Origin of the sequence: Pseudoalteromonas thalassia, assembly GCF_049257215.1 — a bacterium.
In the GTDB taxonomy this organism is placed as follows: domain Bacteria; phylum Pseudomonadota; class Gammaproteobacteria; order Enterobacterales; family Alteromonadaceae; genus Pseudoalteromonas; species Pseudoalteromonas lipolytica_C.
Genome location: NZ_JBMMUE010000008.1, coordinates 39015 through 55709, shown reverse-complemented (window position 1 = coordinate 55709; position 16695 = coordinate 39015). Strand labels below are relative to the sequence as shown.

Here is a 16695-nt window from a genome sequence, read left to right as displayed (position 1 = left end):
GTTCGACTATTATGTCCGCCTTATTTTGTCGTGCTTAAATAAAGGTAGTAACTATGTCGAATGATAAAGACTTTAAAGATCCGTTCAATGCAACTTATTTCATTGCGTTTTTAGCTGTATTCGGTGGCATTGGCTGTCTTAACGCTATTCTGGGTTGGATCACATCTTTATCTTAATCTGCGTAAGCAAATTTAAGACACTAGGCTGCACCATGCAGCCTTTTTTGTTGTAGTTAGGTGATTAATTTCGAAACTTGCTACCGACTTTCCACTAAGGTGATGTTATACTCTCGAGCTTTGTTAGATAAACTTTTTGAGCAGTATAATTATGACTCAAGCAACTTCAACGCTCATCAAACAGAGCATTGCAACGATCGCTGATTACCCTAAGCCGGGCATTATGTTCCGCGATGTAACAACTTTAATGGCTAACGCTGAGGCATTTAAAGCAACGATAGACAGCTTTATTGCGGAATATAAAGACCAAGGTTTTACTAAAATCATTGGTACTGAATCTCGTGGTTTTATTTTTGGTGCGCCACTTTCTTATGCTCTTGGTATTCCATTTATTCCAGTTCGTAAACCAGGCAAACTTCCTCGCGAAGTGATTTCACAAAACTACCAATTAGAATATGGTGAAGATACGCTTGAACTTCATACAGACGCTATCGTTTCTGGTGATAAAGTGTTATTAGTAGATGACTTACTTGCCACAGGTGGCACAATTGAAGCAACAGCAAAATTAGTTGCAAAACTGGGTGGTAATGCAACGGATGCCGCATTTGTTGTATCTTTACCTGAGCTTGGTGGTGAACAACGTGTTGCTGATATGGGCATCAAAATCTTAAAGTTGGTTGAATTCGAAGGCGAATAATTAATGAGTTATCAGGTTCTAGCAAGGAAATGGCGACCACAAACCTTTCACGAGTTAGTGGGGCAGTCTCATGTTAAACAGGCATTGGTTAATGCATTAACACAAAACAGACTCCATCATGCCTATCTCTTTACTGGAACTCGTGGGGTGGGTAAAACAACCATCGCACGAATATTCGCAAAAAGCCTCAACTGCGATAAGGGTATCTCTGCTGAGCCGTGCGGCCAATGTTCAAGCTGTACTGACATTGAAGCTGGTCGTTATATTGATTTGTTAGAAATCGATGCGGCATCACGTACCAAAGTAGAAGATACCCGCGAAATCCTTGATAACGTTCAATACGCGCCAACACGTGGTCGTTACAAGGTATACCTAATCGACGAAGTTCACATGCTGTCAAAGCATAGTTTCAATGCATTACTAAAAACATTGGAAGAGCCACCAGAGCATGTGAAGTTTTTATTAGCGACAACCGATCCGCAAAAACTGCCCGTGACGATTTTATCGCGTTGCTTACAGTTTAATTTAAATGCTTTGTCGCAATCAGAAATTCATGATCAGCTTGCCCATGTTCTTAATCAAGAACAGCTAAGTTTTGATGATAAATCGCTGTCAATTTTAGCGAAAGCAGCTGATGGTAGTATGCGTGACGCACTGAGTCTTACAGACCAAGCAATTGCGCAAACCAATGGCAATATTAATCATCAAGCAGTGCAAACTATGCTTGGCTTAATGGATACCCAATATAGCCAAACCATGTTAGCAGCGTTACTGTGCCAAGATGGCGATGCATTACTTCAAGAAGTAAAAGCAGTGGTTAGCCGAAACCCTAACTTTGTAGCCTTGCTCGACGATTTAATCGCCCTGACGCACCTTATTCAGCTTGTGCAACTCGTGCCTAGTGCAGCGGCACTTGATGAGACTAACCGTGATTTTATTGAGCAAGTGGCACAAACAACTGATGCACAGCAAATGCAGGTGTATTACCAGTTGTTATTAAATGGTAAAAAGGATTTGCAATGGGCACCCGATGCTAAGCTTGGTTTTGAAATGATCATGTTGCGACTGCTCGCATTTCAACCAACGCAATTTGCACAAAGCCAAACACCAACGAATACCCAGCAGCAGGTTAAACCAAGTGGTGCTGGTGCACTACGTGATATTTTAAAAAAATCAACGGCGCAACGTGAGCAAGCAGCTTCAGAGCAAGTATCAGTAGCACAAAGTTCAGAGCATACAACTTCTGTGCCTTCAGAGCCTCAGCCAACACAAGCTGAACCTGTTGAAGCCGAGCCTATTCAAGCAGCCAAAGCAGAAACAGCACATAGCCATGAGCCTGCTCAGCAAGTTGAAGCAACAGCAGTAGAGCAGCCTAATGTTAATCAACAGCCTCAGCAACCCGCTCAGCCAGCTGAAACTGAAGTCAAACCAGCGCCACAACAGCAGAGTAGCTCAGAGCACATTCCAGCAGCTGATTATTCTTCACCAGAGTACTCTACATCTGACTATTCTTCGCAAGACTATATGGATGAGTACGATGCACAAATGGATTCATCACTTGCTGCGCAATATGATGATGTGATGAATAGCGCTTATGATCAGGGCTTTAGCGCAAATGAAGCACCTGCGCCTCAGCAACAGCAAACTGCACCCGTACAATTGCAACAACAGCAAAGTCAGGCGCAATCGGCCATTGCTCGTATTTTACAAGACCGCAATATCTCAGGTGCTGGTCGCTTAAGTGGTGCGGCAACGCAAACGAATGTTAAAGCAGAACAACAGCCCGAAGTTAAGCCAACATTAGAACCGCCAGCGCAACAAAGCACAGCCACGACCAATATTCAGCCTCAGCAGCAAGCAATGGCTGCTGAAGTAAAAAAGCCCATCCCCCAGCAAACGGGGGAGAGCAGTAATAAAGTAAAAAAAGTCGACTTTCGAGAAAAGCATCAAACAATCACTGAAAACCTAGCGCCTGAATTGCTTGAGCAAATTAACCCGCAAAAAGTGCCAGAGCCAGTAGCTGAAGAAGCCAGTATTCCGGTTCCAGATGATTTTGAAAGCCCGATCAGCAGTATTAAATTTGCACACGAACAAGACGAGTGGGCGTATTTAATAAAGCGTATGGGACTTGGTGGCCGCATGCGCCAATTTGCGCTGCATTCAATCTTTACCAAGCAGAATAATCAGTTACATATTGAAGTTGACTCATCACAGCGCCATTTAGACAGCGCAGTGCTTAGACAAAAGCTCAATGCTGCATTAAGTGAAATTTATGGTCATAATGTAGAGCTTAGTATCGAGTTTGCTGATGGCGTAATTGATTCACCGTATTTGATTCAACAAAAAATTGATGCGGGACGTCATCAACAAGCGATTGATGTAATAAATAGCGATGAAAATATAGTGCAATTTCAGCAGTTATTTAGCGCTATAATCGATGAAAACAGTATTCAGGCATTGTAATTAGTTGCAATAGCCCTTATCTTCATGCCAATTAAAGTAGTTTAGAAAGAGAGACAGTTATGTTTAAAGGTGGAATGGGTAACATGATGAAGCAAGCGCAGCAAATGCAAGAGCGCATGCAAAAAGCCCAAGAAGAAATCGCAAACCTTGAAGTTGTAGGTGAAGCAGGTGCAGGCCTAGTGAAAGTAACTATGCTTGGTAACCACAATGTACGTCGTGTTGAATTAGATGAAAGCCTAATGGAAGACGACAAAGACATGATCGAAGATTTACTAGCGGCAGCGTGTAACGATGCAGTACGTCGTGTTGCAGAAGAAACACAAGAGCGCATGAGTAAAGTAACTGGCGGTATGCAATTACCACCAGGTATGAAAATGCCATTCTAAGTGATCTTGTATGCAACTATCTCCTAGTTTAACACAACTAATTGAAGCGCTAAGATGCCAGCCGGGCATAGGCCCAAAGTCGGCACAGCGTATCGCTTTTCATTTGCTTGAGCGTGACCGTCAAGGTGGTAAGCAACTTGGCCATGCATTAACCAAAGCAATGGATGAAGTAGGGCATTGTCAATCTTGTCGCACTTTCACAGAGCAAGCTGTGTGCGATATTTGCTCAAGTGTTAAACGCCAAGATAGTGGTTTACTGTGTGTGGTTGAATCACCAACCGACGTACTCGCTATTGAGCAAACCGGTCAATATCAAGGGCTTTACTTTGTTTTAATGGGTCATTTGTCGCCAATTGATGGTATAGGACCAAAAGAAATTGGCCTTGATATCCTTGAAAGTAAGTTGCAACAAGGCGGTATTAATGAGGTGATCCTCGCAACCAATCCAAGTGTTGAAGGTGAAACAACAGCTCACTATATTGCTGAGCTTTGTCATAAGTACCAGGTAGGTGCATCTCGTATTGCGCACGGTGTCCCTGTTGGTGGTGAGCTAGACTTACTCGATGGTATGACGCTGATGCACGCATTTAGCGGACGACGCGCCGTAAATCAAAACTAATACCTGATATGGTATCAAAAGCCTGCTTTATGCAGGCTTTTTTGTAGTTAGCCCCCGAATTTACCCGCTAATTTAATTTTTTGCCTTGAAGTTCCAAAAGCCTACCCCATATATGAGTCATAGTGCAGATTAGACACTTTGTTAATTGGAGATTTACACAATGACTGCAGCACAAAAAGAAACATTAGGCTTTCAAACAGAAGTCAAACAACTATTAAACCTGATGATTCATTCTCTTTATTCTAATAAAGAGATATTCCTACGTGAGCTGGTATCAAACGCGTCAGATGCAGCAGATAAATTACGTTTCCTAGCGCTCTCTAATGGCGATTTATACGAAAACGATGCAGATCTAAAAGTACGTATTAGTGCAAATAAAGAAGCAAACACGGTAACCATTACTGATAACGGTATTGGTATGAGCCGTGAAGATGTGATCAATTCACTGGGTACCATTGCAAAATCAGGCACAGCAGAATTCTTCCAAAACCTAACAGGCGATCAAAGCAAAGATTCACAATTGATTGGTCAATTTGGTGTTGGTTTTTACTCTGCATTTATCGTTGCAGATAAAGTAACCGTGCGTACTCGTAAAGCAGGTGAAAGCCAAGGTATTGAATGGCAATCTGCAGGTGAGGGCGAGTACACATTACAAGAGATTGACAAGCCAACACGCGGTACCGAAATCATTCTACACTTACGTGAAGATGAGAAAGAATTTGCTGATGAGTACCGTTTACGTAGCATCGTAACTAAATACTCAGACCATATTTCTATTCCAGTTGAAATGTATAAAGCAGAAGTACCTGAATCTGAAGGTCCTGATGGTGAGAAAATCCCAACGCAGCCGGGCGAGTGGGAAGGTATTAACCGCGCAACTGCACTTTGGACTCGCGATAAGTCAGAAGTAAAAGATGAAGAGTACAAAGAGTTTTATAAGCACATTGGTCATGACTGGGAAGAGCCACTAAGCTGGGCTCACAACAAGGTTGAAGGTAAAACTGAATATACTAGCTTGTTATACATCCCGAAAAAAGCACCATTCGATTTATGGAATCGTGACCGTCAAACTGGTTTAAAACTGTATGTGCAACGCGTTTTCATCATGGATGACGCAGAGCAGTTTATGCCAAGTTACTTACGCTTTGTGAAAGGTCTACTTGACTCAAACGACTTACCACTTAACGTGTCGCGTGAAATTTTACAAGACAACAAAGTAACGCAAGCGATCCGTAAAGGTTGTACATCACGCGTACTTAAAATGCTTGAGCGTATGGCGAAAAACCGTGAAGAAGATTACCAAACGTTCTGGAACGAGTTTGGTCAGGTGTTAAAAGAAGGTCCAGCTGAGGATATGGCAAATAAAGAAGCCATTGCTAAGCTACTGCGTTTCTCTTCTACACATACTGACGAAAGCACGCAAAATGTATCGCTTGAACAATACATCGAACGTATGAAGCCAGAGCAGGATAAGATCTATTATGTGGTTGCTGACTCATTTGCTGCAGCGAAAAACTCACCACACTTAGAAATCTTCCGTAAGAAAGGCATTGAAGTATTGCTATTAAGCGACCGTGTTGATGAGTGGATGATGAGCTACTTAACAGAGTTCAACGAAAAATCATTCCAGTCAATTACCCGTGGTGACTTAGATTTAGGCAACATGGATGACGAAGAAACCAAAAAAGCGCAAGAAGAGTCAGAAAAAGAAGTAGCTGGTCTAGTTGAACGTATTAAGTCAGCACTTGGCGACAGCGTGAAAGATGTGCGCTTTACGCACCGTCTAACTGATTCTCCAGCATGTGTTGTTGCCGATGAACACGATATGAGTTCACAAATGCAAAAGTTAATGGAATCTGTAGGTCAAACTGTGCCTGAGCAAAAGCCTATTTTTGAGCTTAACCCAGAGCATCAGCTTGTTAAACACTTAAACGTTGAGCAAGATGAAGACAAGTTCAGCCAGTGGTCACATGTCCTGCTTGACCAAGCATTATTAGCAGAGCGCGGTACTCTAAAAGACCCTGCTGGCTTTGTAACTCGCTTGAACAAGCTTATGCTAGATTTAAGCAAATAAGCGTTTTAGCTGAATGAGTTGGAAAAGGGAGCAGTGCTCCCTTTTTTATTGCTGCTAATATAGGCAATTGGTATAAGTTACTTGAGGTATAGCCTCAGTTGTGGAAGAATTCAGGCTCTAAGAACAAAACTCCACTGATCGACCATAATTTAAGATTAGTATCACACAGAGGACAATGATATGCGCATTATTCTTTTGGGCGCGCCGGGTGCAGGTAAAGGTACTCAAGCTCAGTTTTTGATGGACAAATACGGTATTCCACAAATTTCTACGGGCGATATGCTGCGTGCAGCAATCAAAGAAGGTACACCACTTGGTCTTGAAGCTAAAAAAGTAATGGATGCAGGTCAATTAGTATCTGATGAAATTATTATTGGTCTAGTTAAAGAGCGTATCGCTAAACCAGATTGCGAAAAAGGTTTCTTACTAGATGGTTTCCCGCGTACTATTCCTCAAGCTGATGCAATGAAAGAGAATGGTGTGGTGGTTGATCACGTTATTGAATTTGACGTTGCAGACGAAATTATCGTTGAGCGTATGGGCGGCCGTCGTGTACACCCAGGTTCTGGTCGTGTTTATCACGTAGTTTATAACCCACCTAAAGTTGATGGTAAAGATGACATCACAGGTGAAGACCTAATCATTCGTGATGACGATACTGAAGAAACAGTACGTAAGCGTTTAGGTATCTACCACGACCAAACTAAGCCATTAGTTGATTACTACCAAGCTGAAGCAAAAGCAGGCAACACTCAGTACCATAAACTAGACGGTACCCAAGCTGTTGAAGCTGTTAGCCAACAACTTGGTGAGCTATTAGGTTAATTAACCTTTTAGATTCATTAATAAAAAAACCGCCTCAGGGCGGTTTTTTTGTATCTGTTTAACTGTATTCTGATATTACAGTTTCTTCAATGCGGCAATAGCACCGTCATAATCAGGCTCTTTTGAGAGGTTATCGACTAGTTGCTTGTAAACGATGTTATGTTCTTTATCGAGCACAAATACTGCACGAGTTAATAAGCCCATATCTTTGATAATCAAGCCGTAGTTCTTACCAAAGTCACGCCATACAGAATCAGATAAGGTGACGACTTTGTCGATATTTTCTGCTTTACAGAAACGTTTTTGTGCAAACGGTAAATCAGCACTTAATGTGAGCATAGCTATGTTCGGGTACTCAGCAGCTACTTTTTCATTAAAGTGTTTGGTTTGAATGCTACACACCCCCGTATCCAAGCTTGGTACAACGCTAAGCAAAACAGCTTGACCTTGATAATTGTCTAGTGTGACAGGTGTAAAGCTATCATCTACTACTTTAAAATTAGGTGCCTTTTGACCGACTTCAACTCCTTGTCCTAGTAGGGTAACTGGCTTTGACTGAGCTGATACCTTACCAGCATCAAGACTATTTTCTGGTAAGTCATTTGCGTAACTAAACGTACAAACTGCACTGAGTGCAAAAATAAGTGGGCGTAACATAATATAATTCCTTCAAATTAACGCATTTAAGCTGAGTGTATTATACTCATCTAATTGCTCCAAGGTTTACTCTAATTTAAAATTGTAAAAAACGAGCAGTTTGATTAACATGTGTCCGTGCCGCTATTTTTTATGAATTAAAATAAGAATAAAGTTAGCACTCTTAAAGATGGCTAGTAAAAAAGTGTGGGTTTAGAGAGAGTATATGTCAACATCGGTATTAGTTTGTGATGATTCAAAGTTAGCTCGTCGGCAATTAGCGCGCTCTTTACCCGATGATTGGGATATTAAAATTGAGTTTGCTGAAGACGGTGTGCACTGTATTGAGCAAATCAAAAAAATTCAGCCTGAAATACTATTTCTTGATTTAAATATGCCTGAAATGGATGGCTATGAAGTACTTCAAGCCATTCAAGACCAAGATCTTCATGTGCTTACTGTGGTTGTTTCAGGTGATATCCAACCTAATGCTCATCAACGTGTGCTTGAGTTAGGCGCCATTGATTTTATTCAAAAACCTTGCTCTGCAGAAAAGCTTGCTAATATCATTGAACATCATGGTATTAAAGACAAAGCCATGCGTGAGCGTCTATCACACCGGCTGGGCGAACAAGTTGACCCCGATGTACGTGATATCTATCAAGAGCTTACCAATGTTGCAATGGGACAAGCAGGGGACTTGCTTGCACGCTTACTGAATGTGTTTGTAAAGTTGCCTATCCCGAATGTTAATATCCTAGAAGTTAATGAACTAGACATGGCACTGCGTTCTATTGATGCCAATGCGACTACCTCTGGGGTTTGCCAAGGCTTTATAGGCGGCGGTGTTTCTGGTGAAGCTTTGCTGCTGTTAAATGACTCAAGCTTTAAAGAAATTGCGTCACTCATGAACTACGAAGGTGAGCTTAACAACAAGATTGAGCTTGAGTTGCTAATGGATGTGAGCAATATTCTGATCGGGGCTATTTTAAGTGGTCTTTCAAAGCAGCTTGATATGCGCTTTAGTCAAGGGCACCCTGTGGTTCTGGGTCAACATTGTGATGTGTCTGATTTGGTAAAGGCTAATAAATCTCGCTGGCAACGAACGCTGGCGATTGAGATCAGCTATGGCATCGAAAATCATAATATTAATTGTGATTTAATGCTGCTATTTACTGAGGATTCGCTCAAAACCTTAAAATACAAAGTCGCTTATTTACTAGAAGATTAAACTATGCCTGCATCTGATTTTAATATGAATGAACTCCATTGGTTAATGGATATGTTTAATACTGTTGATGTAGGTCTTGTGGTGCTTGATAGGGACTACAAAGTCTGCATTTGGAATGGGTTTATGGAAAACCATTCAGGCTTGTTACCAAGTGCAGTGAAAGACAAAGATTTGTTTGATTTGTTTCCATCAATAGACGAGAAGTGGTTCCGTAGTAAATCAGAGTCAGTGTTCATTTTAAATAATCGCTCTTTTACTATCTGGGAGCAGCAGCCTTATATTTTCCGTTTTAAAAATTACCGCCCAATTACTGGTAAAGCGGATCATATGTATCAAAATGCCACCTTTATTCCTTTAACCACGACCACTGGTGAAGTGTCTCATATCTGTATCATTATTTATGATGTAACCGATGAAGCGGTAAATAAAAAAGAGTTAGAAGAAGCCAATAGTAAGCTTGAGCAAATGAGTCGAACTGATGCCCTTACAAAATTAACGAATAGGGGATATTGGGAAGAAAAACTGCGTAAAGAGTATATGCGTATCGTACGCAGTGGCGGCTGCAGTACCTTATTAATGTTTGACATTGACCACTTTAAAAAGGTCAATGATGAACACGGTCACCGTGGCGGTGATGAAGCGCTGCGTCACATTGCTGATTTACTTAGAAAAACATTACGTGAAACTGATTTGGCAGGTCGCTATGGTGGCGAAGAGTTTGCAGTAACTTTACTGGATACTGATCTCGATGGTGCGCACATTTTTGCTGAACGTCTGCGTTCAATGATTGAGAATTCGTCAATTTATTTTGGGGAAAAACAAATTCAATTAACCGTCAGTATTGGTTTTGCTTGTTTTGACGAAAAGTTCGATCGTTATGAAAAGTGGGTTGAAGCTGCAGATAAAGCTTTATATCACTCTAAAGAAAACGGCCGTAATAAAGTTACAGCGTATTCAGATTTATAACTTAACGGAAAAGGGCGAAACTTCGCCCTTTTTTACACTCCAATTGGTGGTAATACGAGAATATCTGTTTTTAACAGTTTCATGACCTTCTCAGCGGTATTACCGATTAAATGCCCTTTTATGCCCGTGTTACCCACTGACCCCATAATTACTAAATCAGCATTAAGTTTTGCGGCGACACTAGGTATAACTTGTTCAACCACCCCAGCTTTAATCTTGAGTTGCTCTTTTAAATTATGAGCTTCAATTAGTGCACGTTGCGCAACCGGTAATTTTTCATAAGCATTAGTTACCTGCTCATCAGAAAAAACAATCCCTAAATCTCGCAAGAAAGGCGACACATGGACAGTATAGCAGGCAAAAAATTCGCTCTGATAATCCTTTGCGAAGGCAAGGCCGGTTTTTATAATTGCTTCATTTAAACAGTATTTTGTGGCTTTCTCGCTGCCTAAATCGAGCGCGGCGAGTACATTGGTATTGTTACGCCACTTGTTGTCAGCAGCTAGGTAAAGAGGCAGCGGGCTAAATCGAATAAGCTGCCAGTCAAGCTCGCTAAATTGCGTTTGTTCATCAATATGGCGAGTTTTAATTACCATCTCATAATCTGAGGTGGTCACTTCGTTAGCCAGCCACTGCACGGGGCTCTCGTGCCACAGTGTTTGCAATGTGTAACTACCGACTTCTAAATAGTCATTAATTAGCGGACTTAATGAAGTACGCAGTTTCGCTAACTCTTTATCTTGAATAGCCAAAGCTTCATCTGGCGGAAGAGAAAATAAAATGCTACTGGTGTCTTCATAGCTAAAAGCAACAATATCAATATGCTTAACCCCTTTAGCTTTTTGTTTAGCGTGTAATAACGACGTTTTTGCATCGTCGACAGAATCGATGATAACCAGTAACTTTTTATTCATTCGGTTCACTCTGTAGTGTGTCGGGCATCACTTTTTGGGCATTCTCCCAGTAGTGACACTTCCCCTGTTGAAGACTCTTGTTCCAGTTTTACCTTAAAGCCCCATAACCTGTAAAGGTGTTTTAATACTTCATCTTTTGAGTTTGCTAAGGGGATATTGTTATGTGGCACATAGCGTAAGGTCAAAGAGCGGTCACCTCTAACATCAACATCGTAAACTTGAATATTGGGTTCGTGGTAACTTAAATTGTATTGCGCTGATAAACTTTCACGTACTTGGTGATAACCCATTTCATCATGAATTGCACCCACATTTAGGGTGGGTTCTTTTTCATGGTCAATAATAGTAAATAACTTAAAATCGCGGATAATTTTTGGCGATAAGAACTGGCTTATAAAGCTCTCGTCTTTAAAGTTTTGCATTGCAAAGTGCAGCGTCTCTAACCAATCACTGCCGGCATACTCCGGAAACCATCTTTTATCTTCCTCGGTCGGATTTTCACAAATACGGCGAATATCAACCATCATGTTAAAACCAAGGGCGTAAGGATTAATCCCTGAATAATAATTACTGTTGTAAGGCGGTTGGTACACAACATTGGTGTGGCTTTGTAAGAACTCGAGCATAAAGGAATCAGTGAGCTTACCTTCATCATACAGATGGTTCAAAATTGTGTAATGCCAGAATGTTGCCCAGCCTTCATTCATCACTTGAGTTTGTTTTTGCGGATAAAAATATTGCGAAATTTTACGCACAATACGGATTACTTCACGCTGCCATGATTCAAGTAATGGGGCATTTTTTTCGATGAAATATAAAATATTTTCTTGCGGCTCTTCAGGAAAACGGCGCTCACGTTTTTTAGATTCTTGTTGCGAGGTAGGAATAGTGCGCCACAGCTCATTCACTTGTGATTGTAAGTAATCTTCGCGCTCTTGCTGGCGTTTTTGTTCTTCATAAAGCGAAATACGTTGTGGGCGCTTATAGCGATCCACACCGTAATTCATTAATGCATGGCATGAGTCGATGAGATTCTCGACCTCATTAATGCCATATTTTTCTTCGCATTTGGCAATGTAGTTTTTTGCAAATAATAAGTAGTCGATGATTGAGCTGGCGTCAGTCCAAGTTTTAAATAAGTAATTACCTTTAAAAAATGAGTTGTGACCATAGCAGGCGTGGGCCATTACCAAGGCTTGCATTGGCAGTGTGTTTTCTTCCATTAAATAGGCAATACACGGGTCCGAGTTAATAACAATCTCATAAGCAAGACCCATTTGCCCACGTTTATAGTTTTGCTCAGTTTGAATGAATTTTTTACCATACGACCAGTGGCTGTAGCCAATTGGCATACCCACACTCGAATAGGCATCCATCATTTGTTCTGCAGTGATCACCTCAATTTGATTCGGGTAGGTATCGAGTTTATAAATTTTCGCGACCCGTTCAATCTCAGTTTGATACTCTGCTAATAAATCAAATGTCCAATCAGGACCGTCGCTAATACGTTTATCGGCCATACTTTACCTCACTCGCAAGGCTATGCGGCGCCTTGCTGCTGACGATTCTTTTTAAATAATTCACGGAAAATTGGGTAAATGTCCTCAACGCCACGAATATGTTGCATTGCAAAGTTGTCGTGGGTTTGCGCTATTGATTGATACTCTCGCCATAAGCTTTGGTGAGCACGGGCTGTGATTTCAATATACGCATAGTAGCGTACTGCTTTTAGAAGCTTGTTACGTAAAATTTCTCCACAATTTGGTGAGTCATCTGCCCAGTTGTCGCCATCAGACGCTTGCGCTGCGTATATATTCCACTCTTCAGGGTTATAGCGTTCAGCGATGATTTCGTTCATCAGTTTTAATGCGCTGGAGACGATGGTGCCACCCGTTTCTTGAGAATAGAAAAACTCTTGCTCATCGACTTCTTTCGCTTGGGTATGATGGCGAATATAAACGACTTCTATATTTTTGTAGCTACGGGTTAAAAATTGATAAAGCAAAATATAAAAGCGTTTTGCCATGTCTTTAGTCGCTTGATCCATCGAGCCGGACACATCCATTAAACAAAACATGACAGCTTTGCTTGTGGGGTGTGGCCGTTTTTCATAATTACGAAAACGTAAATCGTAGTTATCGATAAATGGCACTGCTTTAATGCGACTTTGCAGCTCCTCAATTTGGCGTTCAAGCAAAGCGATAGCCGCTTTATCTGGCTGTTCTTCGGCTTTTAAAAGCGCTAATTGACCTTCAAGTTCAGCAAGATGACGCTTTTTGCCAGCAGTCATTGCAACTCTTCGCGCAAGTGAGCCCTGTAAAGAGCGCACAATATCAATGTTGCTTGGCATGCCATCGTTACAAAAACCGGCTCGATGGGTTTTCATTTGCACCAGTTTATCGAGCTGGTTTTGTTGCAGGTTAGGCAGTTCAAGATCTTCAAACAATAAGTCTAAGTATTCATCTTTCGAAATAGAGAACACAAAGTCGTCTTGTCCTTCACCAGAATCACTGGCTTCACCCTCGCCAGAGCCACCACCTTGGCCGCCTCCTTGCGGGCGCTTAATTTTGTCGCCCGTAGAGAATTGGTCATTGCCTGGATGGATCTGTTCACGGTCACCACCACGTCCTTGATGAAAAATAGGCTCACTGATATCACGTTGCGGAATAGAAATACTCTCACCACTGGTGGTATCGGTTACGCTACGCTTATTAATTGCATCAGATACCGCTTCTTTAATCTGTTTTTTGTAACGCCTGATGAACCGTTGACGATTCAAGGTACTTTTGTTTTTTCCGTTCAGGCGTCGGTCAATAAAATGCGCCATAACAACCCCCTTAAAACAAACGTTTTTTACTGCGATTTTCTAACGCGTAAATACCATTCAGAAAGTAAACGTACTTGTTTTTGGGTATAGCCTTTCTCAACCATACGATTGACAAAGTCTTCGTGTTTTTTCTGATCTTCAGCTGATGTTTTCGCATTGAACGAAATAACCGGCAGGAGATCTTCTGTATTTGAGAACATTTTCTTCTCAATAACCGTGCGAAGTTTTTCGTAGCTAGTCCAAAGCGGATTCTTGCCTTGGTTGTGCGCGCGTGCACGCAGTACGAAATTGACTATTTCATTACGAAAATCTTTCGGATTTGAAATTCCCGCAGGTTTTTCAATCTTTTCAAGCTCTGCGTTAAGTGCTGCACGGTCAAATAGCTGGCCGGTATCTGGGTCACGGTATTCTTGATCTTGGATCCAAAAATCAGCATAGGTGACATAACGGTCAAAGATATTTTGCCCGTATTCTGAGTAAGATTCTAAATAGGCCGTTTGTAACTCTTTACCAATAAACTCTACGTATTGAGGAATGAGGTAGCCTTTTAAGTGACTTAAGTAACGCTCTTCAACATCGGCTGAAAACTGTTCACGCTCAATTTGTTGCTCAAGCACATAAAATAAGTGCACAGGGTTGGCAGCCACTTCGGTAGTATCGAAGTTAAATACCCGCGACAGAATCTTAAACGCAAAGCGGGTAGAAAGCCCTGTCATGCCTTCATCAACACCTGCGTAGTCGCGGTATTCTTGATACGACTTCGCTTTCGGATCGGTGTCTTTTAAGCTTTCGCCGTCATATACCCGCATTTTTGAATAAATGCTTGAGTTTTCAGGCTCTTTCATGCGTGAAAGGGTGGTAAATTGCGCCAGTGTTTTTAATGTACCGGGTGCACAAGGGGCGTCATGTAACTCACTATTTTCGAGTAGTTTATTGTAAATTTTAACCTCTTCAGAAACACGTAAACAATAAGGTACTTTGACGATGTAAACACGGTCTAAAAATGCTTCATTGTTTTTATTGTTCTTGAATGTTTGCCACTCAGATTCATTAGAGTGAGCCAGAATCATACCATTAAACGGTAGGGCGCTAATGCCTTCTGTGCCGTTGTAGTTACCTTCTTGCGTTGCTGTAAGTAGTGGATGTAGCACCTTGATTGGCGCTTTAAACATTTCCACAAACTCCATTAAACCTTGGTTAGCTAAACAAAGTGCACCGGAGTAGGCATACGCATCTGGGTCATTTTGTGCAAAGTGCTCAAGCTGGCGAATATCGACTTTACCAACGAGCGCTGAAATGTCTTGGTTGTTTTCATCGCCGGGCTCAGTTTTAGCAATCGCAACTTGATTTAAAATAGATGGGTAGCGCTTAACCACTCTAAATTGGCTAATGTCACCATTAAATTCACTTAAGCGTTTTGCAGCCCACGGTGACATCACCGTTTTTAAATAACGCGGTTTAATGCCATATTCTTTTTCTAAAAGCTCGGCGTCTTCATTTGGATCAAATAAGGCTAAAGGGTGGTCGTTAACAGGCGAGCCTTTAATTGAATAAATAGGTACTTGTTGCATTAAGTATTTTAGTTTTTCAGCAATGGATGATTTACCACCCCCTACAGGGCCAAGTAAATACAGCACTTGCTTACATTCTTCTAAACCTTGCGCAGCATGTTTTAGATAAGAGACGATTTGCTCAATGGCATCTTCCATACCATAAAAATCGTGAAATGCCGGGTAGCGTGCAACTACGCGATTTGAAAACAGCCTGCTTAAGCGCGCATCGGTTGATGTGTCGATAATTTCAGGCTCGCCAATAGCCATCAATAACCGTTCAGGTGCGCTGGCATAAGCTGATTTATCCTTCTTACAGATCTCGAGAAATTCCTCAATACTGTATTCTTCTTCTTGCGCTGCTTCGTATCGTGATTGGTAATGCTCAAAAATACTCATAGAGACCTCCGAAAACCCGCTAAAATGACGTGTAATTAGATTAAGAGAAAAGCAAAGGTTAATTAAAGCTTAGTCACGATTTTGAATTTTTGCGCAAGAAAATTAAGAATTTAATTGAAAAAAGCTCATCCTGATTAGGCTTTTTGGGTGAGTGGTTGGCTGCGGGTCAGAAGGGGCGTGCGAAGGGCAATAAAAAAGACGCCGAAGCGTCTTTTTTGATTACTGTTAGTAACAGAAGATTAAGCGAAGTTAGCGTTCGCGAAGTCCCAGTTAACTAATGCCCAGAAACCTTTTAGGTAATCAGGACGTACGTTACGGTAATCGATGTAGTAAGCGTGTTCCCACAGATCCACAGTTAGGATTGGAGTAACACCTTCATCAGTTAATGGCGTTGCAGCATTTGACGTGTTTACGATATCAAGTGTGCCATCAGCTAGTTTAACTAACCAAGTCCAGCTTGAACCGAAGTTGTTTACTGCTTTGTCGTTTAACGCTTCTTTGAATGCGTCGAAAGAACCCCATTTAGCGTTGATCGCGTCAGCGATTGCGCCTGTAGGCTCGCCACCACCGTTTGGAGATAGGCTGTTCCAGTAGAAAGTGTGGTTCCAGATTTGTGCAGCATTGTTAAATACGCCACCTTCTGAAGAACATACGATTTCTTCTAAAGATTTGTTTTCGAATTCTGTGCCTGGGATCAGACCGTTTAATTTCACAACGTAAGTGTTGTGGTGTTTACCGTGGTGAAACTCTAGAGTCTCTTTTGAAATATGTGGCTCTAATGCATCGATTGCGTATGGTAGTGACGGTAGTTCAAATGCCATTTTTTATCTCCATCTTCTTGGTTGATAGTCCACTCAGTTATAGGTAATAGCAAGGTAAACAGCGTACTTCCCTATACCAAGTGGTATTATAGTGTTACTATAATTGTTGAG

General features: G+C 41.4%; 15 protein-coding genes. 9 read left to right on the top strand and 6 right to left on the bottom strand.

Annotated features, from left to right (window positions below):
- The first annotated feature begins 53 nt into the window (after nucleotides 1-53).
- From AAEU31_RS10985 to adk, 7 genes are all read left to right on the top strand, one after another.
- Entirely contained in the window at nucleotides 54-176 is a 123-nt protein-coding gene (locus AAEU31_RS10985; RefSeq protein ID WP_254907726.1) for a hypothetical protein, read from the top strand.
- Nucleotides 177-327: 151 nt separating this feature from the next.
- A complete protein-coding gene (gene apt / locus AAEU31_RS10980; protein ID WP_421967224.1) occupies nucleotides 328-873 on the top strand; it encodes an adenine phosphoribosyltransferase in 546 nt (181 codons plus the stop codon).
- A 3-nt stretch (nucleotides 874-876) separates the two neighbouring features.
- Nucleotides 877-3336: a DNA polymerase III subunit gamma/tau gene (gene dnaX, locus AAEU31_RS10975; protein ID WP_421967223.1), complete on the top strand. Its 2460-nt coding sequence runs from the start codon at nucleotides 877-879 to the stop codon at nucleotides 3334-3336.
- Between the two features lie 59 nt (nucleotides 3337-3395).
- A complete protein-coding gene (locus AAEU31_RS10970) occupies nucleotides 3396-3722 on the top strand; it encodes a YbaB/EbfC family nucleoid-associated protein (RefSeq protein WP_036967566.1) in 327 nt (108 codons plus the stop codon).
- A gap of 10 nt (nucleotides 3723-3732) precedes the next feature.
- A complete protein-coding gene (gene recR, locus AAEU31_RS10965; RefSeq protein ID WP_054551546.1) occupies nucleotides 3733-4341 on the top strand; it encodes a recombination mediator RecR in 609 nt (202 codons plus the stop codon).
- 160 nt (nucleotides 4342-4501) lie between these two features.
- Entirely contained in the window at nucleotides 4502-6415 is a 1914-nt protein-coding gene (gene htpG, locus AAEU31_RS10960; RefSeq protein ID WP_421967222.1) for a molecular chaperone HtpG, read from the top strand.
- 180 nt (nucleotides 6416-6595) lie between these two features.
- Nucleotides 6596-7240, top strand: coding sequence for an adenylate kinase (gene adk / locus AAEU31_RS10955; RefSeq protein WP_036967590.1), 645 nt, complete (start codon nucleotides 6596-6598; stop codon nucleotides 7238-7240).
- A gap of 75 nt (nucleotides 7241-7315) precedes the next feature.
- Here adk and tpx read toward each other — a convergent pair whose 3' ends face one another.
- Nucleotides 7316-7897, bottom strand: a complete 582-nt coding sequence (gene tpx / locus AAEU31_RS10950; protein WP_135924225.1) for a thiol peroxidase — start codon at nucleotides 7895-7897, stop codon at nucleotides 7316-7318.
- Nucleotides 7898-8102: 205 nt separating this feature from the next.
- On the opposite strand from tpx, the gene AAEU31_RS10945 reads away from it, so the two are divergent.
- Complete coding sequence (locus tag AAEU31_RS10945) at nucleotides 8103-9107, top strand: response regulator (protein ID WP_135924226.1); 1005 nt, start codon at nucleotides 8103-8105, stop codon at nucleotides 9105-9107.
- Nucleotides 9108-9110: 3 nt separating this feature from the next.
- Complete coding sequence (locus AAEU31_RS10940; RefSeq protein WP_135924227.1) at nucleotides 9111-10073, top strand: sensor domain-containing diguanylate cyclase; 963 nt, start codon at nucleotides 9111-9113, stop codon at nucleotides 10071-10073.
- Between the two features lie 32 nt (nucleotides 10074-10105).
- Here AAEU31_RS10940 and AAEU31_RS10935 read toward each other — a convergent pair whose 3' ends face one another.
- The 5 genes from AAEU31_RS10935 to AAEU31_RS10915 all read right to left on the bottom strand — a co-directional run bounded on the left by AAEU31_RS10935 (nucleotide 10106) and on the right by AAEU31_RS10915 (nucleotide 16584).
- Nucleotides 10106-10987 (bottom strand): universal stress protein, encoded by an 882-nt coding sequence (locus tag AAEU31_RS10935; protein WP_135924228.1) that lies wholly within the window; start codon nucleotides 10985-10987, stop codon nucleotides 10106-10108.
- A gap of 5 nt (nucleotides 10988-10992) precedes the next feature.
- Complete coding sequence (locus AAEU31_RS10930; protein ID WP_421967221.1) at nucleotides 10993-12507, bottom strand: SpoVR family protein; 1515 nt, start codon at nucleotides 12505-12507, stop codon at nucleotides 10993-10995.
- Nucleotides 12508-12527: 20 nt separating this feature from the next.
- A complete protein-coding gene (locus AAEU31_RS10925) occupies nucleotides 12528-13814 on the bottom strand; it encodes a YeaH/YhbH family protein (RefSeq protein ID WP_421967220.1) in 1287 nt (428 codons plus the stop codon).
- A 26-nt stretch (nucleotides 13815-13840) separates the two neighbouring features.
- Nucleotides 13841-15763, bottom strand: coding sequence for a PrkA family serine protein kinase (locus AAEU31_RS10920; RefSeq protein ID WP_135924231.1), 1923 nt, complete (start codon nucleotides 15761-15763; stop codon nucleotides 13841-13843).
- 239 nt (nucleotides 15764-16002) lie between these two features.
- Entirely contained in the window at nucleotides 16003-16584 is a 582-nt protein-coding gene (locus tag AAEU31_RS10915; protein WP_054551537.1) for a superoxide dismutase, read from the bottom strand.
- Nucleotides 16585-16695 lie beyond the last annotated feature (111 nt).